General features: G+C 59.2%; 21 protein-coding genes and 1 tRNA gene. 5 read left to right on the top strand and 17 right to left on the bottom strand.

All coding sequences use genetic code 11. The annotated features are described in order from the left end of the window. Window positions 1–598: 598 nt before the first annotated feature. Together OC71_RS28515 and OC71_RS11860 are read right to left on the bottom strand one after the other, a co-directional pair. Complete coding sequence (locus OC71_RS28515; protein ID WP_041068925.1) at window positions 599–814, bottom strand: hypothetical protein; 216 nt, start codon at window positions 812–814, stop codon at window positions 599–601. Between the two features lie 201 nt (window positions 815–1,015). Further along, a tRNA-Ser gene (locus OC71_RS11860) sits at window positions 1,016–1,105 on the bottom strand. 295 nt (window positions 1,106–1,400) lie between these two features. Here OC71_RS11860 and OC71_RS11855 point away from each other — a divergent pair. The 3 genes from OC71_RS11855 to OC71_RS11845 all read left to right on the top strand — a co-directional run bounded on the left by OC71_RS11855 (window position 1,401) and on the right by OC71_RS11845 (window position 4,136). Continuing rightward, window positions 1,401–2,090 carry a crotonase/enoyl-CoA hydratase family protein gene (locus OC71_RS11855; RefSeq protein ID WP_041068922.1) on the top strand — a complete coding sequence of 230 codons (690 nt, stop codon included), beginning with the start codon at window positions 1,401–1,403 and terminating at the stop codon, window positions 2,088–2,090. A gap of 217 nt (window positions 2,091–2,307) precedes the next feature. Next, a complete protein-coding gene (locus tag OC71_RS11850) occupies window positions 2,308–3,030 on the top strand; it encodes a 1-acylglycerol-3-phosphate O-acyltransferase (protein WP_041068918.1) in 723 nt (240 codons plus the stop codon). 134 nt (window positions 3,031–3,164) lie between these two features. After that, window positions 3,165–4,136, top strand: a complete 972-nt coding sequence (locus OC71_RS11845) for a magnesium and cobalt transport protein CorA (protein ID WP_027613314.1) — start codon at window positions 3,165–3,167, stop codon at window positions 4,134–4,136. Between the two features lie 99 nt (window positions 4,137–4,235). Here OC71_RS11845 and OC71_RS11840 read toward each other — a convergent pair whose 3' ends face one another. The 3 genes from OC71_RS11840 to OC71_RS11830 form a co-directional block, all read right to left on the bottom strand. Then, window positions 4,236–4,958, bottom strand: a complete 723-nt coding sequence (locus OC71_RS11840; RefSeq protein ID WP_041068915.1) for an amidotransferase — start codon at window positions 4,956–4,958, stop codon at window positions 4,236–4,238. Between the two features lie 94 nt (window positions 4,959–5,052). Continuing rightward, on the bottom strand, window positions 5,053–7,197 hold the full coding sequence (locus OC71_RS11835; RefSeq protein ID WP_041068912.1) for a 3-hydroxyacyl-CoA dehydrogenase NAD-binding domain-containing protein: 2,145 nt from the start codon (window positions 7,195–7,197) through the stop codon (window positions 5,053–5,055). 24 nt (window positions 7,198–7,221) lie between these two features. Beyond that, entirely contained in the window at window positions 7,222–8,427 is a 1,206-nt protein-coding gene (locus OC71_RS11830) for an acetyl-CoA C-acetyltransferase (RefSeq protein ID WP_041068910.1), read from the bottom strand. Between the two features lie 584 nt (window positions 8,428–9,011). On the opposite strand from OC71_RS11830, the gene OC71_RS11825 reads away from it, so the two are divergent. Continuing rightward, window positions 9,012–9,833 (top strand): cytochrome c, encoded by an 822-nt coding sequence (locus tag OC71_RS11825; protein ID WP_041068907.1) that lies wholly within the window; start codon window positions 9,012–9,014, stop codon window positions 9,831–9,833. Between the two features lie 121 nt (window positions 9,834–9,954). On the opposite strand, the gene OC71_RS11820 is transcribed toward OC71_RS11825, so the two are convergent. The 10 genes from OC71_RS11820 to OC71_RS11770 all read right to left on the bottom strand — a co-directional run bounded on the left by OC71_RS11820 (window position 9,955) and on the right by OC71_RS11770 (window position 19,277). Then, window positions 9,955–10,758 carry a transglutaminase family protein gene (locus tag OC71_RS11820; RefSeq protein WP_041068903.1) on the bottom strand — a complete coding sequence of 268 codons (804 nt, stop codon included), beginning with the start codon at window positions 10,756–10,758 and terminating at the stop codon, window positions 9,955–9,957. Continuing rightward, window positions 10,755–11,705, bottom strand: coding sequence for an alpha-E domain-containing protein (locus OC71_RS11815; RefSeq protein WP_007960702.1), 951 nt, complete (start codon window positions 11,703–11,705; stop codon window positions 10,755–10,757). The genes OC71_RS11820 and OC71_RS11815 overlap by 4 nt, the downstream gene beginning before the upstream one ends. Window positions 11,706–11,717: 12 nt before the next feature. Beyond that, complete coding sequence (locus OC71_RS11810; RefSeq protein WP_041068899.1) at window positions 11,718–13,127, bottom strand: circularly permuted type 2 ATP-grasp protein; 1,410 nt, start codon at window positions 13,125–13,127, stop codon at window positions 11,718–11,720. Window positions 13,128–13,662: 535 nt separating this feature from the next. Next, complete coding sequence (locus OC71_RS11800; protein ID WP_041068892.1) at window positions 13,663–14,010, bottom strand: ribonuclease E inhibitor RraB; 348 nt, start codon at window positions 14,008–14,010, stop codon at window positions 13,663–13,665. 214 nt (window positions 14,011–14,224) lie between these two features. Next, the gene (locus OC71_RS11795; protein ID WP_041068889.1) at window positions 14,225–14,458 is read right to left on the bottom strand and encodes a hypothetical protein; all 234 of its coding nucleotides are present in this window, start codon (window positions 14,456–14,458) and stop codon (window positions 14,225–14,227) included. A gap of 255 nt (window positions 14,459–14,713) precedes the next feature. Continuing rightward, window positions 14,714–15,589 carry a polyamine aminopropyltransferase gene (speE, locus tag OC71_RS11790; protein WP_041068886.1) on the bottom strand — a complete coding sequence of 292 codons (876 nt, stop codon included), beginning with the start codon at window positions 15,587–15,589 and terminating at the stop codon, window positions 14,714–14,716. Window positions 15,590–15,826: 237 nt separating this feature from the next. Then, window positions 15,827–16,018 carry a PLDc N-terminal domain-containing protein gene (locus OC71_RS11785; RefSeq protein WP_007960694.1) on the bottom strand — a complete coding sequence of 64 codons (192 nt, stop codon included), beginning with the start codon at window positions 16,016–16,018 and terminating at the stop codon, window positions 15,827–15,829. 71 nt (window positions 16,019–16,089) lie between these two features. After that, complete coding sequence (locus OC71_RS11780) at window positions 16,090–16,620, bottom strand: hypothetical protein (protein WP_041068884.1); 531 nt, start codon at window positions 16,618–16,620, stop codon at window positions 16,090–16,092. 203 nt (window positions 16,621–16,823) lie between these two features. After that, window positions 16,824–17,342, bottom strand: a complete 519-nt coding sequence (locus tag OC71_RS11775; protein ID WP_041068881.1) for an ankyrin repeat domain-containing protein — start codon at window positions 17,340–17,342, stop codon at window positions 16,824–16,826. 96 nt (window positions 17,343–17,438) lie between these two features. Continuing rightward, window positions 17,439–19,277, bottom strand: coding sequence for a long-chain-acyl-CoA synthetase (locus OC71_RS11770; RefSeq protein ID WP_041068878.1), 1,839 nt, complete (start codon window positions 19,275–19,277; stop codon window positions 17,439–17,441). 377 nt (window positions 19,278–19,654) lie between these two features. On the opposite strand from OC71_RS11770, the gene OC71_RS28745 reads away from it, so the two are divergent. After that, window positions 19,655–19,933, top strand: coding sequence for a DUF3509 domain-containing protein (locus OC71_RS28745; protein ID WP_027613327.1), 279 nt, complete (start codon window positions 19,655–19,657; stop codon window positions 19,931–19,933). 171 nt (window positions 19,934–20,104) lie between these two features. Here OC71_RS28745 and mtnC read toward each other — a convergent pair whose 3' ends face one another. Both mtnC and OC71_RS11755 read right to left on the bottom strand, forming a co-directional pair. Beyond that, the gene (mtnC, locus tag OC71_RS11760) at window positions 20,105–20,788 is read right to left on the bottom strand and encodes an acireductone synthase (protein WP_041068875.1); all 684 of its coding nucleotides are present in this window, start codon (window positions 20,786–20,788) and stop codon (window positions 20,105–20,107) included. A 4-nt stretch (window positions 20,789–20,792) separates the two neighbouring features. Then, window positions 20,793–21,338 carry an acireductone dioxygenase gene (locus tag OC71_RS11755; protein ID WP_041068937.1) on the bottom strand — a complete coding sequence of 182 codons (546 nt, stop codon included), beginning with the start codon at window positions 21,336–21,338 and terminating at the stop codon, window positions 20,793–20,795. Between the last annotated feature and the right edge of the window lie 68 nt (window positions 21,339–21,406).

Here is a 21,406-nt window from a genome sequence, read left to right as displayed (position 1 = left end):
CTGGCTGCCATCTGGCTGGCCTTTGCTGATACGATGCGCGAACACTCAGCGAAACCATAACTGAGCAGATTTTTTGGCTTGGCTTTATTGCCAGGCACAAAAAACCCCGTCCCGCGAGGGACAGGGTCTGGCGTTGTTGTAGGGGAAAGACCGGCAAGTACTGACCCTACAACGACTAAACCGATGCCAAAGGCGGAGGTCGTGAGGGAAGTGTGGGCTATTGGGTATAGTATTACAATACCGTAATAGCTGTCGGCGGATAGCTGGCACTCCTTCTCGACCGTCTAGCGTTGGCGTCCTCTTCAAGGAACCAACCATGAGAGAGACGAAAAATCGCCGTGTTCGGCGTCGCACACCACAGCACCTCCGGACAGTCCACGTCAGCGCCTATAGCCGCAATCGCTTTGGGCACCGGGAAAGCGTGTGTGAGCATTATCGTAGCCCCCCCTGGACTCAGTTGATGTTTGAGTTCTAGGTGGTAGAGGGGTAGGAAACTACCCCTTTTTTCTACTGAGAGCCGACTTAAACTGTCCGGTTTTCGCTAACAATTGGGTTGAGTGTCCTTAAATGGGCCACTACTGCCTAACTGCACGATTTTCTATGACTGCCGTAGCCGCATAATCGCATTAGTAATCGCCTTTGCATTTGTGTCCAAGGTCTCCATGGCCACGAGTGCATTTTCTGCAACAGTCTCTGCGCCATTCTGTGAAAGCCACTTAGTGACCTCCTCCATCGCCGCACCCAGCGCATGCTGGTTATGCAGCAGCGTCAATGCATCGGCAGTGGCTATGTTGGAACCTGAGTCATTAGGCATGGTATTCGTCCCGGAAGTACGGTTTGCAGAAGCCTAGTTCATCTAATCGGCGACAAAGGCACGTACTCTTTCGAATGTTCAATTTGCGCACCAAAACAGTGCCCATTCCCATCTCAGTCCCATATGGCCATTTTTCAGACGCCAAAAACCACAAACCCCCGACTTTCTCTAGGAAAATCAGGGGTTTGCGTTTACTGAATTTGGCGGTGAAGGAGAGATTCGAACTCTCGATACAGTTTCCTGTATACACACTTTCCAGGCGTGCTCCTTAAGCCACTCGGACACTTCACCGTATCTCTTCAAACATGTTCTGTCTGTCGAGGCGCGCTAATGTAGTCGAAAGCTTTTCTGATGGCAAACTTTTTTTCAGAATTTTCATGCGCTTAAGGCATAAAGGCGTTTCGACCCACCCAGGGCGATGGCAAACCGGACAATCTCTGGTGACGGCCACCCTTCTATATAGAAGCAGAACGGCGTGCTACGCCGGGCGCGGCCGGAAACGGTGACTGGCGGGTCAGTCACGGCGCTTTACCTGGCCTGCGGTGGTGGGTAACGTCTGCCCATCTTTCTTACAAGGAATAGCGTCATGAGTGAGTTGATTGCCTACCACCTCGAAGACGGTATCGCGACCCTGACCCTGAACAACGGCAAGGTCAATGCCATTTCCCCGGACGTGATAGCGGCGTTCAACGCGGCGCTGGATCAGGCGAAGACTGATCGTGCCATCGTGATCATTACCGGTCAGCCGGGGATTCTGTCGGGCGGCTATGACTTGAAGGTGATGACCGCCGGCCCGAAAGAAGCCGTGGCGCTGGTGACTGCGGGTTCGACACTCGCCCGTCGCCTGCTGTCCCACCCGTTTCCGGTGATCGTTGCCTGCCCAGGCCACGCCGTGGCCAAAGGTGCATTCCTGCTGCTGTCCGCCGACTACCGCATCGGTGTCGAGGGCCCGTTCAGCATCGGCCTGAACGAAGTGCAGATCGGCATGACCATGCACCACGCCGGCATCGAGCTGGCCCGTGATCGCTTGCGTCGTTCGGCGTTTCACCGTTCGGTGATCAACGGCGAGATGTTTGATCCGAAAAGCGCGGTGGATGCCGGTTTCCTCGACAAAGTGGTGACTGCCGAAGAGCTGCAAGGCGCAGCCCTGGCAGCAGCGCGTCAGCTGAAGAAGATCAACATGAACGCGCACAAGAACACCAAGCTCAAAGTGCGCAAGGCACTGCTCGAAGCCCTCGACAACGCGATCATTCAGGATCAGGAGCATCTGGGTTAAACCCACGCTTCCCGAGCCGAAGAAAAGCCCGACCGTCGTGTCGGGCTTTTTCTTGCGCGTTTGGTTGATCGAGCGTCGACTGCTCTAGCACGGGTCTGACAATCAACTCGGAAACATGCGCTTAAACATCGCCTATCTCCGCACTCTATAGCAACAATTGCCGAAAACAGTGCACATCCGTACACTGCGCCACCTTTTGTCCCGGTGGGGCCTGAAAATGCTGTTTGTGTTTCGTATGTTATTGATGGGCCTGCACTTTATTCTGGCCGGCGTGCTGGGCGTGATCCTCGGGCTGTGCCGTCCGTTCAACCCGGACAACAGCCGACTGTGCGCCCGCCTCTACGCGCTACCGGCCATGTTTATTTTGCGTTTGCGTGTGAGGGCTGAAGTCGGCCCGTTGATGAACAAGCCCGACAGCTGCGTGATCGTGGCCAACCATCAGTCCAACTACGACCTGTTCGTGTTCGGCAACGTGGTACCCCGCCGGACTGTGTGCATCGGCAAGAAGAGCCTGAAATGGGTGCCGCTGTTCGGGCAACTGTTCTGGCTGGCAGGCAACGTGTTGATTGATCGTGGGAACGCGCACAAGGCGCGCAAGTCGATGCTCACCACCACCCACACTTTGCAACACGAAGACACGTCGATCTGGGTGTTCCCGGAAGGCACGCGCAACCTCGGTGAAGAACTGCTGCCATTCAAGAAAGGTGCGTTCCAGATGGCGATCGCCGCCGGTGTACCGATCGTGCCAGTGTGCGTCAGCAGCTACATCAAGCACATGCGCCTGAACCGCTGGCGCAGCGGGAAAATTCTCATACGCTCGCTGCCGGCGATTCCTACAGCCGGGCTGACCATGGATGACATGCCCATGCTCATGTCCCAATGCCGCGAACAGATGCGCGAGTGCATCGCCGCGATGGATCAGCAGCTGCAAGCTGCGTGAAAAACCAACCCGCCTCGTGCGGGTTTTCTTTTGCCGGGTGAACTGTGCAGATTTCACTGACTCTCAAGCAGCGACACGGCTAAGCTGAAGCCTTGTATTCCCTGCCATCTGCCAAGAAGAAGTGAACCACCACCATGGGTCGAGTTGTTGCTGCTGCGGTTTACAGCGCCGGTAAGAAAGTCACCAATATCACGCTTGACGAAGGCGCCGCCTGGGCCGCAAAAACCGGGCATTTTGTCTGGATCGGCCTGGAAGAGCCGGACGCTCAGGAGCTGGCCAATCTGCAACGCCAGTTCAACCTGCACGAACTGGCCATCGAAGATGCCCTGGAAAAACACAGCCGGCCAAAGCTGGAAACCTTTGGTGACGCCTTGTTTATCGTCACCTACTCGCCGATCCGCGAGCATGGGATTTTGCAGTTCATCGAAACGCATATCTTCGCTGGCAAGGGCTACATCATCACCGCCCGCAACGGCCACTCGGCGTCCTATGCGCACGTCCGCCAGCGCTGTGAGGCGCGGCCGCTGTTGCTCGAGCACGGCGAAGATTTCGTCCTCTATGCACTGCTGGATTTCGTGATCGAAAACTACCAGCCAGTCGGCGAAGCGATTCATGCCGAGATTGATGAATTGGAGCGCAACGTGCTGTGCAGTGCGTTGAACGAGCATGACATCCAGAAACTTCACGGCCTGCGCCGCGATGTGTTGCGCCTGCGCCGTTATGCAGCGCCGATGGTGGAGATTGGCGAGGAGCTGCAGAAACTGAGCTTCCCGTTCATCGACAAGAACATGCGCCCGTACTTCCGCGATGTGCAGATTCACGTCACGCGGCAGATGGAAGACCTGACGACGCTGGCGGACATTGCCAGTCAGACCATCGAGATCGGCGTGTTGCTGGAGGCGTCACGGCAAAGTGTGGTGCAACGCAAGTTTGCTGCGTGGGCGGCGATTCTGGCGTTCCCGACGGCGGTGGCGGGAATTTACGGGATGAACTTCCAGAACATGCCGGAGCTGAGCTGGCATTACGGCTATTTCGCCGTGCTGGGGTTTATCACGGTGGGGTGCGTGAGTTTGTGGGCGAGTTTCAAGAGGTCGGGGTGGTTGTAGGGAAGCAAAAGCAAAAGATCGCAGCCTGCGGCAGCTCCTACATTGGGATGGTGTACACCCTGTAGGAGCTGTCGCAGGCTGCGATCTTTTGATCTGCTATCAAGCAGCCTCAGGCTTGTGCGCCACAAACCGCATCATCCATTCCGCCACCGTGGTGCCATGGTGCTCCTGCTCCAGGCTAGCCACGCCTTTCGAGTAGATCTGCGAACCCAGCGCGTCCTGGCGCAGATCCAGCAGCGCCCGCGAATAGTCGTGGATAAATTCCGGGTGGCCCTGGAAGCACAGCACCTGATCGTTAATGTGGTACGCGGCAAACGGGCAGAAATCGCTGGAGGCAATGACCGTGGCGTTTTCCGGCAACGCCGTGACCTGATCCTGGTGGCTGATCAGCAACGTCAGCTCTTCCCGCACCGGGCTCATCCACGGTGCCTTGGCCGCCAGTTTGTAGTTGTGGGTGCCGACGCCCCAGCCCTGAGTGGCGCGCTCACTCTTGCCGCCCAGCAACAGCGCCAGCAGTTGATGGCCGAAGCACACGCCGAGCAGCTTGTCGCCACGCTCGTAGCGAGTCAGCAGGTATTGCTTGAGAGTCTGGATCCACGGGTCGGTGCCGAACGAATCGGCCTTGCTGCCAGTGATCAGGTACGCATCGAAGGTCAGATCGTCGCTTGGGTATTCGCCCTGCATCACGTTGTACACGGTGAACTCGGCGGCAATCGGTTGCTGCGAGAACAGGCGCTGGAACATCTGCCCGTAACCCTGATATTGATCGACCAGTTCCGGACGCAGGATGTCGGTTTCCAGAATGCAGATGCGTAGCGACATAAAAAATACCTGACACGTGATGGGAATAATTAACACCCAGAGCCTGCCTTGAAACACCCCGGCAAGGCAAGCCCCGCAGCGCTCAGCCGATCACTTAAAACAACTCGCCTTTCGCGGCTTTTTCCAGCAACAACGCCGGTGGCGCAAAGCGCTCGCCGTACTGCTCGGCCAGATACTGCGCGCGTGCGACGAAGTCCTGCACGCCGTACTGATTGATAAATTGCAATGCGCCGCCGGTCCATGGGGCAAATCCAATGCCGAAGATCGAGCCGACGTTGGCATCTGCCGTCGAAGTCAGTACACCCTCCTCCACGCAGCGCACGGTTTCCAGGGCCTGCACGAACAGCAGACGATCACGCACATCCTTCGGCGAAATCTGCCCGTCGGCCTGCTCGAAACGCGTCTTCAGCTCCGGCCACAGATGCTTCTGACCACCCGCCGGGTAATCATAGAAGCCCCCGCCGGCGGCTTTGCCCGGGCGCTTGTATTCGTTGAGCAGCAAGTCAATCACAGCGAACGCCGGATGCTCTGTCAGCGGTTTCCCTTCCGCTTGCAGGTCCTTGGCCGTTTGCTGACGGATATGGCTCATCAGGCTGAGGGAAACTTCGTCGGAGATCGCCAGCGGCCCGACCGGCATCCCGGCCTTGCGCGCTTCGGTCTCGATCATCGGCGCGCTAACACCCTCGCCGAGCATGGCGATGCCTTCGTTGGTGAAGGTGCCGAACACCCGCGAGGTAAAGAAGCCACGACTGTCGTTGACCACGATCGGGGTTTTCTTGATCTGCAGGACGAAGTCGAAACCGCGCGCCAGGGTTTCAGCACTGGTCTGCGCACCCTTGATGATTTCCACCAGCGGCATTTTGTCCACCGGGCTGAAGAAATGCAGACCGATGAACTTGCTCTGATCGGGTACCGCCGTCGCCAGCCCGGTGATCGGCAACGTTGACGTGTTGGAGGCAATCACCGCGTCAGGACCGACAATCTTTTGCGCTGCAGAGGAGACGTTAGCCTTCAGTTCACGGTCTTCGAACACCGCCTCGATGATCAGATCACAACCCGCCAGATCGGCATCGCTCTCGCTGGCCTGGATCCGCGCCAGCACCGCCTCGCGTTTTTCAGCCGTCATCTGCCCACGGGCGACTTTCTTGTCCAGCAATGCCGCCGAGTGGGCCTTGCCCTTCTCGGCCGCCGCCAGGTTGATGTCCTTGAGCACCACATCGATACCAGCCGAGGCACTGACGAAGGCGATCCCGGCGCCCATCATGCCCGCACCTAGTACACCGACCTTGCGCGTGACATAGGGCTCAAAGCCCTGCGGCCGCGAACCGCCGGCATTGATTTCGTTGAGCTGAAACCAGAAGGTGCCGATCAGGTTTTTCGAGATCTGCCCGGTGGTCAGTTCGGTGAAGTAACGGGTTTCGATCAGGTGCGCGGTGTTGAAATCGACCTGCGCGCCCTCCACCGCCGCGCAGAGGATTTTCTCCGGCGCGGGCAGCGTGCCCTGAGTTTTACTGCGCAGGATTGACGGCGCAATCGCCAGCATCTGCGCGACCTTCGGATTCGACGGCGTGCCGCCGGGAATCTGGTAGCCCTTCACATCCCAGCGCTGCACCGCGCTCGGGTTGGCGATAATCCAGGCGCGCGCCTTGGCCAGCAACTCGTCACGATCCGCCGCCAACTCATCGATCAGACCGGCCTGCAACGCCTGCTGTGGGCGGATCTTCTTGCCTTCGAGCAGATACGGCAGGGCTTTTTCGATACCGAGCATGCGCACCATACGCACCACTCCGCCGCCGCCCGGCAACAGTCCGAGGGTCACTTCCGGCAGACCGAGTTGCACCGCCGCATCGTCCAGCGCCACCCGGTGATGGCACGCCAGGCAGATTTCCCAGCCTCCGCCGAGTGCGGCACCGTTGATCGCTGCGACCACCGGTTTGCCGAGGGTTTCCAGGGTGCGCAATTGCCCCTTGAGGCTCAGCACCATGTCATAGAACGCTTTGGCCTCGGGTTTACCGACTTTGATCAGCTCATTGAGGTCGCCGCCGGCAAAGAAGGTTTTCTTCGCCGAGGTGATGATCACCCCGGCAATGCTGTCTTTTTCCGCCACCAGCCGCGCAACGCAGGCGCCCATAGCTTGGCGGTATACGGCGTTCATGGTGTTGGCGCTCTGGCCCGGCATGTCGATGGTCAGCACGACGATGGCGTCCTGACCTTTTTCGTAACGAATGGCTTCGCTCATAACAAGATTCCTTGAATTCGGGGCTCAAAGGCGTTCGATGATGGTGGCAATGCCCATGCCGCCGCCGACGCACAGCGTCGCCAGGCCATAACGCAGGCGCCGGGTTTCCAGCTCATCGAGCAAGGTGCCGAGGATCGCGCATCCGGTGGCGCCCAGCGGATGGCCCATGGCGATCGAGCCGCCGTTGACGTTGACCTTGTCCGGGTCGACCGCCATGTCCTTGATGAACTTGAGCACCACCGAAGCAAACGCCTCGTTGACCTCGAACAGGTCGATGTCTTCCACGCGCAAACCGGCCTTGGCCAGCGCCTTGCGGGTGGCCGGCGCCGGGCCGGTGAGCATGATTGTCGGGTCAGTACTGGTCACCGCCGTGGCGACGATACGCGCCCGAGGCTGCAAACCCAGCGCACGACCCTTGGCTTCGGAGCCGATCAACATCAGCGCCGCACCGTCGACGATCCCGGAGCTGTTGCCCGGCGTATGTACGTGGTTGATTCGCTCGACGTGGCTGTAAACCCGCAGCGCCGTGGCATCAAACCCCATTTGGCCGATCATTTCGAAACTCGGCTTGAGTTTGCCCAGGCCTTCCATCGTCGATTCGGCGCGAATGAATTCGTCGTGATCGAGCAGGATGATGCCGTTCTGGTCCTGCACCGGCACCAACGACTTGTTGAACGAACCGTCGGCCCGGGCACGTGCAGCTTTTTGCTGCGAGTGCAACGCATAGGCATCGACATCCTCACGGCTGAAGCCCTCAAGGGTAGCGATCAGATCCGCGCCAACGCCCTGCGGGGTGAAGTGGCTGTGCAGGTTGGTCTGCGGGTCCAGCGCCCAGGCGCCGCCGTCACTGCCCATCGGTACCCGCGACATCGACTCGACGCCACCGACCACCACCAGGTCTTCGAAACCGGAGCGGACTTTCATCGCGCCGAGATTCACCGCTTCCAGACCGGAGGCGCAGAAGCGGTTGATCTGCACACCGGCGACGCTCACGTCCCAATCCGCCACCTGCACCGAGGTTTTGGCGATATCGGAACCTTGATCGCCAATCGGCGTGACGCAACCGAGTACCACGTCATCGACCTGGCTGGTGTCCAGCGCAGTACGGCTCTGCAGCGCAGTCAACAGGCCCGCGACCAGATTCACCGGTTTGACGCTGTGCAGCGCGCCATCGGCCTTGCCTTTGCCACGGGGCGTACGTAGCGCATCGAAAATCAAAGCTTGGGTCATGACGTCCTCGAACCTGTGCGGTGAGTGAATTTCGTGGTCTCACTGTTGTCCCGCGCCGTCGAGGATTCAATGACCACAGCGCTCAATGATGTTGACGCGCACGCTCAGACGGACGGTCATCCACCCTCAGGTGAACCGGTTCAGGTCGGCGAGTTGTCTAGCAAGCGGTCGGCGCAGAAGCTGGCAATACGCCTCATGTCTTTTTTATTGCCAGCAGCAGCAAATACATACGAAATGGATCTAAGCCGCGCGTGACGCGGGCTCTAAGGTATTACATGTACGTCAGGGTCGTCGGGTTTTGCCGGGGCCGACGTTCTTCTACAGGAAGTGCAGCGTTTGCCGTCATGGATATGCAGGCAAACATCAGGAAATAACAATAAAGGCGGTCAAGCCATGTTCAAACAACCGAAAGTTCGTCAAGCCGGGCTCATTCTTTTCGCCACCACGCTGTTGCTGATTTTGCCGAACCTGACCAAGGTCATCGGCTGACTCAACGGCCGGGTGCATTTCATTGCCATCAACAATGTGACTGGCACGCTTCCCGGGCCAGCGTGGCTGTGCCAACCTTTGCGCACTCCTACGACATGGACGGCGATCATTTGAAAACGCTCATTATGTTCTGGGCCATGCTGCTGAGCATGCCCTTGTCTGCCGCACAGCTGGATCTGCAGCTGGGCGCAACTCGTCACACCTGGCAGACCGAGGAATTGCTCAAGCACCCTCAGGTACAAACCCTGACCATCAAAAATGATGTGTCTTACAAGAAGGACATGACTTATCGCGCCGTCCCGGTCGCGGCGCTGCTCACGGGCATCAAACCGGACGATCATCTGCAAGCGGTGGCGCTGGACGGCTTTGCCGCCGAGCTGAGCGCTGCACCGTTGCTCAATACCAAAAGCGCACGGGCCTGGCTGGCGATCGAAGACCCGGCGCAGCCGTGGCCGCCGCTGTCCGAAGGCAAGCACAGCGCAGGGCCGTTTTATCTGGTATGGACCGACCCGCAGGCCGGCAATATCAGCCCGGAACAATGGCCGTTCCAGGTGGCAAGCATCAAGCGCATGGCGCCAGTGGCCGAACGTTTCCCTGCCCTGTTGCCGGATCCCGCGCTGAAAGCGAATGACCCGGTGAATCAGGGTTTTGCGCTGTTCCAGAAGAACTGCCTGGCCTGCCACCGCTTGAACGGTGCGGGCGATGCGCAGTTCGGGCCGGACCTGAACATTCCGTACAACCCGACCGAGTATTTCGGCGCGGACTTCCTCAAGCGCTACATTCGTGATCCACAGAGTTTGCGCCAGTGGCCACAGGCGAAGATGCCGGGGTTTTCGGCGGAGGTGTTGCCGGAGGGGGATTTGCAGTTACTGATCGGCTATTTGCAGCACATGGCTGGGCGGAAGATCAAGCCATAAGCGTTGCGGTGATATCACCGGCCTCTTCGCTGGCAAGCCAGCTCCCACAGGATTACCGCGGATTCAGAGTCAGCGCAAAACCTGTGGGAGCTGGCTTGCCAGCGATAGCGGTATCCCGGATCTACTGTTGCTGCACGGAAATGACTGGCGTCGGCGACACCAACACCTTCGCATGCATCTGCTCGCTCCCCCCTCCCCGGCGCATGCCGCGCACCGGGCAGGCATCCAGATAATCCAGGCCCACCGCCAGTTTCAGATGGCGCTCCGGGCGGGCCAATTGGTTGGTCACATCAAAGCTGTACCAGGCGTCGTCCAGCCATGCTTCGGCCCAGGCATGGCTGGCCAGGTGCTCGGCGTCCTCGCTGTACAGATAGCCGGAAACGTAGCGTGACGGGATCCCCAGGCTGCGTGCACAGGCGAGAAAGGCATGAGTGTGGTCCTGGCAAACCCCGGCGCGCCCGGCGAAGGCTTCGGCGGCACTGGTGTCGACTTCGGTGGAGCCCGGCGTGTAGGTCATGTGCTGATTCAAGCCGTGCATCAGATCGATCAGGGCGGTGCGGTCGCGTCGCCGCTTGCAGGATTTTTCGGCAAACGTACGCAACGCTTCGTCCGCCTCGGTCAGGCGAGTGAAGCGCAGGAACGGCAGCGCCGACTGACTCTCATGCTCGGCCTCGCGCAACTCGTCGATATCCACTTGGCCGCGGGCGCCGATGATGATCGCTTCGTGCGGTTCATCCATGGTCAGCACATGCAGGATGTTGCCGAACGGATCGAGCTGCGCGCGCACCGGTCGCGGCAGGTCAAGCTGCCAGCTCAATACGTGCTGACGCTCGCTGTCGTGCGGGGTCAGGCGCAGATACTGGATGCTCGCCCGCACCTGATCTTCATAGTGATAGGTGGTCTCGTGGCTAATGGAAAGTCTCATGCAGCCTCCAGGTAAGAACTGTGAATCGCGTTGCCCAACTGGCGCACCAGCGGGATGAATTCGGTGAGCCAGGCGTGCAGACCTTCGGCAAGGATTTCGTTGATGCCGGTGTAGCGCAGACGCGCGTCCATCTCAGCGGCCAGACGTTGCGCCGGACGGCCGTTGGCCCCTGGCAACTGGGCGAGGATCTGGTCGATTTCCTCGGTGCAGGCACGCAACGAACGCGGCACGTCGGCGCGCAACAGCAGCAGCTCGGCGACATGCCGGGCGCCGGGGGCGTCGCGGTAGATTTCGGTGTAGGCCTCGAAGGACGACAGCGCACGCAGCAGCGCACTCCATTGATAGTAAGCGTGGGCGGTGCCGTCACTGACGGCCTCGGCCTGATCGCCAGCCATTTCGTAGCGCGCATCGAGCAGGCGCAGCGTGTTGTCTGCACGCTCGATGAAGGTGCCCAGGCGAATGAAGCGGAACGCATCGTTGCGCATGATCGTGCCGTAGGACGCGCCCCGGAACAGGTGCGAGCGCTCCTTGATCCACTCGCAGAAACGGCTCATGCCGTAACGGCTGAGCCCCTGCTCGGCAATGCCGCGAATCTCCAGCCAGGTGGCGTTGATGTTCTCCCACATGTCTGCGGTGATTCGTCCACGCACCGCGTGCGCACTGGCCCGCGCCGCGCCGAGACAGCTGTAGATGCTCGCCGGGTTGGCCGCATCGAGGGCGAAAAAGTGCAGCAAGCGTTCGGCGTGCAGTTCGCCGTGACGCTCCAGGTAATCGTCGAGGGTGCCGGTAATCAGCAGCGGCATGGCCAGCTCGTGCAGACCGTCGCCGCGACCGTCCTGCGGCATCAGCGACAGCGAATAACTGACATCGAGCATCCGCGCGAGGTTTTCCGCCCGCTCCAGGTAACGCGACATCCAGTACAGATCCGAGGCAGTTCTACTTAACATGGCAAGCTTCCTTCAATCCTCGACCACCCAGGTGTCCTTGGTTCCGCCACCCTGGGAGGAATTCACCACCAGGGAGCCTTCACGCAGGGCGACACGGGTCAAACCGCCGGGCACGACCCGGGTTTCGCGGCCAGACAGTACAAACGGACGCAGGTCGATATGGCGTGGTGCAATGCCGTTTTCGACAAAGGTCGGACAGGTCGACAGTGACAACGTCGGCTGCGCGATGTACGCGTGGGGTTTGGCTTTGATCCGCTCGCGGAATGCATCGATTTCCGCCGCCGTCGCCGCCGGCCCCACCAGCATTCCGTAACCGCCGGAGCCTTGGGTTTCCTTGACCACCAGATCCGGCAGATTGGCCAGTACGTGGGAAAGTTCCGAGGGATTGCGGCACTGCCAGGTCGGCACGTTCTTCAGGATCGGCTCTTCGTCGAGGTAAAAGCGGATCATGTCGGTGACAAACGGGTACACCGACTTGTCGTCCGCCACGCCGGTGCCGATAGCGTTGGCCAGCACCACGTTGCCCGAGCGATAGGAGGACAGCAGTCCCGGTACGCCGAGCATTGAGTCCGGGCGGAACGCCAGCGGGTCGAGGAAAGCGTCGTCGAGACGCCGGTAAATCACGTCCACCGCTTTCGGCCCGTCGGTGGTGCGCATGAAGACCTTGTCGTCACGCACGAACAGATCCGCGCCCTCCACCAGCTCGACGCCCATTTCCCGTGCCAGAAAGGCGTGTTCGAAGAACGCACTGTTGAAGCGCCCCGGCGTCAGTACCACCACGCTCGGGTCGTCGATCGGGCTGGAGCTTTTCAGGGTGTCGAGCAACAGGTTCGGGTAGTGATCGATGGGCGCGATGCGCTGGGCGGCGAACAGCTCCGGAAACAGGCGCATCATCATCTTGCGGTCTTCAAGCATGTAGCTGACGCCGCTCGGGGTACGCAGGTTGTCTTCGAGCACGTAGTAGGTGCCGTCGCCGTCGCGCACCAGATCAACGCCGGAAATATGCGAATAGATATCGCGGTGCAGGTCCAGGCCCTGCATCGCCAACTGGTACTGCTCGTTGGCCAGCACCTGTTCGGCGGGAATGATCCCGGCCTTGATGATGCGCTGCTCGTGATAGAGGTCGGCAAGGAACATGTTCAGCGCCTTGACCCGCTGGATACAGCCACGCTCGACGATCCGCCACTCGCTGGCGGGAATGCTGCGCGGAATGGTGTCGAACGGAATCAGGCGCTCGGTGCCCTGCTCGTCGCCATAGAGCGTGAAGGTGATCCCGGCCCGGTGGAACAGCAGGTCGGCCTCGCGCCGCCGTTGCGCCAGCAACTCGTCAGGCGTGTCGGCAAGCCAGCGGGCGAACTCCCGGTAATGCGGGCGAACCTGGCCGCCGGCATCGTACATTTCATCAAAATAGGTGCGGATCATGCCGTACTCCTTGTCACCCGGACCTACAGGCCTTCGCAAGGCCCGTGCCATCGGCATAAACGCTTTGATTTCAATCGGTTGGATAATCAAGCCGCAAGCACCGCACCATTCCTGTGCGGCAAATGCTCCAACAGGATTGCCCCCGCTTCATTGCGACGCACTGCATCGCCTATCACCAGCATAGTCAGAGTTGATTTCACTGCTTGCGCCGGGCTGCGGATAATCGGCGCATTCGCTGAAAACCTTCCCACTGAAGACTTCAGCTCCACTGATCCGGACTGCCCACGCAGTCCCCGCAGGCCGTAACCCTGACCGGTTTCCTCTCCTTATCGGTCTTCCCTTTTAGCCACCCTCTCCGGTGGCTTTTTTTTGCCTTTCTGAAATGTTTTGAAAGTAAAAAGCAAAAGATCGCAGCCTCCAGCAGCTCCTGCAGGTGATTGGTGCAGAAGCTGCCGGAGGCTGCGATCTTTTGATCTTTGAAAACGACAACGGCCAACCCGAAGGTCAGCCGTTGCTCAATACCTGAAACCAGAGATCAGTTCAGACGATGGCGGTTGCGCACCTCCTGCTTGACGCCCCAGCCTTCGATGATGCCGCCCAGCGGCTCGACCACGGCAGAAAAGCCCTGCTCGAAATCGCCAATGTCGTCATAGGTCGCGTGCATCACTTTGCTCAGTTCCAGTGACCAGGCGCCATCTTCGCGCGCACTGACCTGGGCATTGATGGATTCACCACGAAATTTGCCCGCCGCCCTGCGCGCCCGCTCCTCGTCCGGGAAAATGGCGTAGAACTCGATGGGATGGAACCGGGAAAAGTCGAAACCGCCTTCTTTCATGCGGCGCAGTACGTTGCTGCTGATGTCTTCTTGATAGGCTGTGCTCATGAAACGTCCCCCTCGGATAGATGGATAGACTTTCCGTATTCCCGCCCCGGGCCTTACAGGCCAGAAGTACTTCGGCAAACCGGTTGCCGGCGGGAAACAAGCATGTAGCTGACAAGACCAGACCTTAGCGATTCGTTCGCTGATCTCGCTTGCAGAGTAGCCCCAAGATAGAGCTGCTGCCAAGGCCTGGTTGTTTCGGATGAAAGGAAGATTTTCAGATTGGAGTGATGCTGCGGATCTTGATGCTGTTCTGCGTTTCGAGGCTTTTGACGCCAGCATCAGGGGTTCGCCCTTCCAGATCGTTCAGATCCAGTTTGGCGGCCACCGGCAGGAGCCGTTCCTTGATCAGGCGTGCAGCCTCGTCGTCACTGGGGCATTCCGCGCGCTCGAACACCTCATCGACAATTTCACCATGATCGTCCACGAAAGTGACTTTCCACTTTTGCATCGGTGCCTCCTCGATCAAACCCGCAAATGGGCTTACTACTATCTCGACTTTTGGCGAGATTGATCGTTCAAAAGGATTGCGGCGCACGAACATGAAAAAAACATCATTTTCATGGCTGGAAAATTTTGTGGCGAGGGAGCTTGCTCCCGCTGGGCTGCGAAGCGGCCCCAAAATATTTAGAAATCGCAGATTTTGTGAGTGCTGCGCACTCAAGCGGGAGCAAGCTCCCTCGCCACAAGGAATCCATCGACCTGGTCAGTCGTTGCTTGGCTTGTTGATCGCCTGCAGCACGTACTGTGGCAGCGCGAACGCGCCGATGTGGATTTCCGGGTTGTAGTAGCGGGTGACGATGCCGCTGCCGATGAAGCGCTGCTGCAAGGTTTCACGGCTCAGCTTGCGGTAGGCCGGGTTGGTCGAGCCCCAGGCGAAGGTCATCGAACCGCCGATGTAGGTCGGCACGGCCGCTTGATAGAAGTGCCAGTCCGGGAACAGGCTGCGCAGGCGACCGGCGGTGGTTTTGACTTCATCGATCTGCATGAACGGCGTGCCGTTCTGGGTCACGAGGATTCCGCCTTCGTTCAGGCAACGGTGACAGGCCTGGTAGAAGTTCTCCGAGAACAGCACTTCGCCCGGACCGATCGGGTCGGTGGAGTCAGAGATGATCACGTCGAATTTTTCCGTGGTGGTGGCGACGAAACGCATGCCGTCGTCGATCACCAGATTCAGGCGTGGATCGTCATAGGCGCCCTTGGAGTGGTTCGGCAGAAATTCCTTGCACATGTCGACCACGGTGCCGTCGATCTCGACCATGGTGATGTGCTCGACGCTGGCGTGTTTGGTCACTTCGCGCAGCATGCCACCGTCACCGCCGCCGATGATCAGCACGCGCTTGGCTGTGCCGTGGGCGAGGATCGGCACGTGGGTGAGCATTTCGTGGTAGATGAATTCGTCGGCTTCGGTGGTCTGGATCACGCCGTCCAGCGCCATCACCCGACCCATACGCGGGTTCTGGAAGATCACCAGGTGTTGATGTTCGGTGCGCACTTCGTGCAGCAGTTTTTCCATGCGAAAACGCTGGCCGTAGCCTTCGTAGAGGGTTTCCAGGTACTCGCTGGTCTTGGTGACGGTCATGGTCAAGTGCTCCGATGAATGCGCGGGCGTCGATCGTGGGGACGATTGCCCGGGAAAGGCGCGCATTCTACGTTGCCTAAGATAACAGGTCGAACCTCTGTTCATCGACAATCCACATAACCTTGTGGGAGCTGGCTTGCCAGCGATGCAGACGACGCGGACTCTCAGTGAAACCGCTGCGATGCTATCGCTGGCAAGCCAGCTCCCACAGGTTATGGGGTGCATTCAAAGTTGTGGTCAGACCCGCACATTGCCCCGCGGCCCGGCAATCGCCCAGATGATCAGACCCAGCACCGGCAGGAGGATAATCAGCAGGACCCAGAGGATTTTCATCCCGGTCTCGGCACCGCTTTTCAGTACGTTGATAATGGCCCAGATGTCGAGGGCAAGAATGATCAGGCCAATCAGCCCGTTGAACGTGGAACCCATGGTGTCACTCCAGATTAGTGGCATGCACTTTTAGGATAGACGGTCGCGCGAAGGGTTCCCTTTTATTGCGTTCAGACGTGAACGGCGACTTTCAGCGCTTCCAGGGACGGCGCCGCCGTGATGCCGACTTCGGCACACAGCTCCAGCACTCGTGGCACGTCGTTGCCGTAGACCAGCACCACTTGCAGCTCGTCATCGAGCAGCTGACTGAAGTTCATCAGCGTGTAACCGCCGTTTTCCTTGTTCAGGCTGCTCATCTGCACCTGAATGCGGTTGAGTGCGGTCAGTGCCTCGGTCTTGGCCAGTTGCTTGGGCTTGAGGTTGAATTCGACGCCCGGGCCAAACGAGGCGACGATCTGCGCGAACAGGTCAACGTAGGTGTCGGCCTGGAACAGCACGGTGTCCGGCAGGCTGCCGACCACCACCCACTCCCCCAGCGGAATCGGGAAGGTGTCGTCGTAGTTGATGTCCGGGTTGGCCGCGAGGAACGCATCGGCATCGGCGTAGGCCTGCGCCGCTTCGTCGGCCACGTTCAGGATCTCGTCCTCGCCCATGCAGCCGGAGCTGATTTTGCTGATGAGTTCGACGAGTGCGGCTTTCATGACGGCGGATCCTGTGGCGAAGGTGAATTTCGAGGGCGCGAAGGATAGCGCATTGCGACCTCCGGCTGCACACAGAACAATGTGGCGAGGGAGCTTGCTCCCGCTGGGGCGCGAAGCGGCCCAAAAACAGTGGCCTCACCATTTTTACCAGCGCTACGCACTGGAGCGGGAGCAAGCTCCCTCGCCACAGAATCTCGACAGCCTCAGGCCAGCAGTTTTTCCAGCTGCGCCGTGGTATCGACCGCCCCCATGGTCCGCGCCGCATCCAGCGCGGTGATGCCATTGGCATCTTTGGCTTGCGGATCCGCGCCTTTGCCGATCAGGTAATCGACGATTTCAACGCGGTTGAACATCGCCGCCATCATCAACGCCGTGCGCCCGTCAAAGGACGAACCTTCGATCTCGGCGCCCGCCTCCACCAGCGCCTTGACCACCGCCAGATCGCCTTTGAACGCGGCACCGGCAATCGGGCTCTGGCCGTTGCCGTTGCGCATTTCCGGGTCGGCCTTGTGCTTGAGCAGCACCTGCACCGCGTCGACGTGGCCGTAGTAACTGGCGAGCATCAAGAGCGTGTCGCCCTTGCTGTTTTTCAGGTTCACCGGCAAACCGGCGCTGATCAGCCGATCAAGCATCAGCGCATCACCTTCGCGCGCCTTGTTGAAAACCTGCTCGGTGAATTCGGCAGCTTCTTCAGGGGTCATCTGGCGGCTTTGGTCAGACATGGGCAACTCCACTTTCGGTTATTCGCAAAGCCGACAGTTTCCCGAGCGCGACGATAGCTGTCACCCCCTTTTTCTCAAGTCCGGCCATAGCCAATCTCAATAGCGGTACTTGCCCTGATGAATATCGGTCAGCACCTGATCCGTCACCTGCACGTAAGTCTGAGTGCCGGGCAACCAGGCATAGATTGGGTCATCCCCCGTCTGGGCGGGGTCGAAGCCCTCGTTTTTCAAACGGGTCTTCTGGTATTTGAACGTCCCGGTGGTTTCCATTTTCACCTTCACCCGCAGGAACAGCGGCACCGCATAGGCCGGCATGCGCTGACGGGCGAATGCGAGCAATTCAGTGAAATCCAGGGTCGCCAGTGACTCGGCGGGCGTAATGGCGGCCATCCCGGCGCGACCGTTGGTGTTGCGCACTTCCACACCGTAGGCCACCGCCTCGGAAATGTGCGGATGCTGCAACAACAGGTTTTCCACTTCCGTGGTCGAGACGTTTTCGCCCTTCCAGCGGTAGGTATCGCCGAGGCGATCGACAAACTGCGCATGGCCGAAACCGATATTGCGCAGCAAGTCGCCGGTATTGAAGAAGCGGTCGCCCTTGCTGAACACATCATGTAGCACCACTCTGGCGGTTTTCTCTGGGTCGGTGTAACCGTCCAGCGGGGCCTTTTCATCGATCCGTGCCAGCAGCAAGCCCTGCTCGCCCTTGCCGACCTTGCGCATGAAGCCGTTGGCGCTGCGCAGCGGCTGCCCGCTGTCGTGGTCGTATGCCACCAGTTCCCAGGCCATCAGCGAGAAACCAATGGTGTTGTCGAAGTTGAGAATGTTGCTGAAGCCGATATTGCCGTCACTCGCCGCGTACAGCTCGCAGATGTGCTCGACGGCAAACCGGGTCTTGAACTCGGCCCAGGCGCCGGGACGCAAGCCGTTGCCGATCATCTTGCGCACGGCGTGACGGCTGTCATCGGCGCTGGGTGGTTGATCGACCAGATAGCGGCACAATTCGCCGACATACCCGAGGGTGGTCGCGTTATAGCGACGCACGTCCGGCCAGAACTGGCTGGCGCTGAACTTGCGGCGGATGGCGAACCCGGAAGCACCGTTGATCGCCGAGCCCCAGCACACGCAGAGCCCCGTGGCGTGGTACAGCGGCAAAGTGCAATAGACGACGTCGTCGGGCGTCATGTTCAGGGCGATCATGCCGAAGCTGGCCGAACTGCGCATCCAGCGACCGTGTTTGAACACCCCGGCCTTGGGCAGACCGGTGGTGCCGGAGGTGTAGATGTAAAAACACGGATCGTTGAAGAACACTTCGCCGCTGCTGGGCGGGTTGTCACCGGACGCATCGGCACTGGCACTGATCAGGTTGAGGTAGCCCTCGGGCGCAATGCCCGGGTGGCTGTAGGTGTCGCGGTCAGCGATAAACCAGGTGCGCTGCGCCGGGATCGACACCTGCTCGCGGATCGCGGCAAACGCCGGCTGCAATTCTTCACCGAGCACGATCGCCACTGGTGCCACCAGATTGATGCTGTGAATCAGCGTATCGCGAGTCTGCGAGGTGTTGAGCAATGCGCTAACGGCACCGAGCTTGGCCAGCGCCAGAATGGTCACCAGCAGTTCCGGCCGGTTTTCAATGAACACCGCGACCACATCGCCCTTGCCGATACCCTGCGCACTCAAATAGTGGGCGATGCGATTGGCCCATTGGTTGACCTGCGCGTAAGTCAGCAAGACGTTGTCCTGCAGGATCGCCAGACCTTCAGGGTTACGCAGGGTTGCCTGCTCGAAGGTCCAGCCGAGGCCACACGTTTGGGTCGGATCCGTGACGTTGGCGACTTTCATGCCCTTGACCATCCGCGGGATGGCTTTGGCGATTGTCGGCAGTTTGCGGAGCATCATGCTCCAGGTAATCGTGTCGCTCGGCGCGTGACGCATGGCAGTTCCCCGTTCGACCTGGCTGGCCGGTTTCTTATTGTTCGGGCCGTGGCATGACCTGCGTTGCGGGCAAGGTCGGGATCGAAAATACGACAGCGCTTCTCAAGCTGTACACGCGGTTTTTGCAATGTTTTGTATCCGCCCGCTCATGCCTGGCAGCGGAGATTGCGCCTTTGCCATTTGGTTCCGTCCAACTGAAGAGAATCCCGCAAAATGCAGGATGCACGATGGCCATTCATGCAGTTTGCACGACCCGTGCAAATTTCATTATTTTTAAACCATTGATTTTAAAGGATTTTTTATTTTTCAAATGCTGGCACAATCGCTGCAACCTCCTCTGCATGCTTGCCCTTCAAGTGCATACGGAGCTGAAAGACATGAGCCTGATTCAAGAAAAATTTACCTCCCTGTTCTCCAACTTCAACGTCACCACTGCACCGCGTCCTGATGGCGGAATTTTGCTGACCTTGCGCAGCAGCGAAGGCAAAGTGTTCAAGCGCGCCTTGACCTACCAGCAAATGCACAACGCCGACCAACTGTCGTGGGCAATCAGCGCCATCCGTCGTGACCTGGCAGAAGAAGCCAGTGAACTGCCGCAGATTGCAATGCTGCAAAGCCAGCAGCGTTTTGCCCTGCCGACGTATCACTCGCTGTAAAAATGTAAACGCATTAAACAAAAAAGGCCGTGAAGCATCTGCTCCACGGCCTTTTGTTTGTACGCAATGCTTATGTAGGAGCTGCCGAAGGCTGCGATCTTTTGATCTTGATCTTTTAAATCAAAGTCAAAAGATCGCAGCGTTCCGCAGCTCCTACAGGGACTTGTGTGGTTAGAAGGCTTCGGGTTCGATGCCGGTGAAGCTGTCGACGGTGATATGGCTTCCCAGCTCCCCACCCTCGCGCGCCAGGCCGCAGGTCTTCAGGCCTGCCGATTGAGCGGCATCCAGCTCCTCAACGATGTCGGACAGAAACAGAATGTCCTGCGGCTCGACACCAAGCGCCTGTTGAATGTTGGTGTAAGACTGCGCCTCACGCTTGGGCCCCGAGGTGGTGTCGAAATACCCGCTGAACAGTGGCGTCAGATCCCCCGCCTCGGAACAACCAAAGATCAGTTTCTGCGCCTGGATCGAACCGGACGAATACACAAACAGTTGATAACCAGCCTGATGCCAGCGCTTGAGCGCTTCAACGGCGTCCGGGTAAACGTGGCCTTTCAACTGCCCGGCGTGATAACCCTGCGCCCAGACCATGCCTTGCAAGGCTTTGAGCGGCGTGGCTTTGCGATCTTCCTCGATCCAGCTCAAGAGAATTTCAACAACCCGTTCAACATCGGCCTGCGGTGCATTGCTGTCGCGGCGCACGGCGTCGAGTTGCTCAGCCACATCGGCACGTTCGGCGTTCTGCCGAACAAAATCCGGCAGGTGTTTGGCCGCATACGGGAACAGCACATCAAAAACGAAACTCACCGCGCTGGTGGTGCCTTCAATGTCGGTGAGAATGACTTTGATCGACATCGGCTCAGTCCTCCAGACGCGGGAAGCGCCCGGCGATGTCTTCGCCGGTGAAGTTGGCGACCCAGCCTTCCGGGTTGTTGAACAGGCGAATCGCCACGAAGTGCGGGTGCTCGCCCATGTCGAACCAGTGTTTGGTGCCGGCCGGCACCGAGATCAGGTCGTTCTTCTCGCACAACACCGCGTAGACATAATCGTCGATGTGCAGGGTAAACAGGCCACGACCGGCAACGAAAAAGCGCACTTCGTCCTCGCCATGGCGGTGTTCTTCAAGGAACTTGGCGCGCAGCTCGGCTTTTTGCGGGTGATCGCTGTTGAGGCTGACCACATCGACGGTGATGTAACCGCGCTCGGTCATCAGCTTGTCGATCTGCTCCTGATAGGCGCTGATCACCTCTTCCTGGCTGGCACCGGGCTGGATCTTCGTCGCGGCTTGCCAGCGGTCGAAGCGTACGCCCTGCTCGGCGAGCGTCGAGGCGATGTCTTCGAAATGGGTCAGCACCTTGTTCGGAATCTCGGGGCTGGATACGTGATAAACGGACAGGCTGCTCATGGGCAATTCCTCGGTAACGGCCTTGCCGTCCGGTTCTTGCAGACCGGTCGGGCAGTGCATTTCATCAG

It is taken from the genome of Pseudomonas sp. W15Feb9B (genome assembly GCF_000828175.1).
Classification (GTDB): domain Bacteria; phylum Pseudomonadota; class Gammaproteobacteria; order Pseudomonadales; family Pseudomonadaceae; genus Aquipseudomonas; species Aquipseudomonas parakoreensis.
This window is presented reverse-complemented; position numbering and strand designations above follow the sequence as displayed.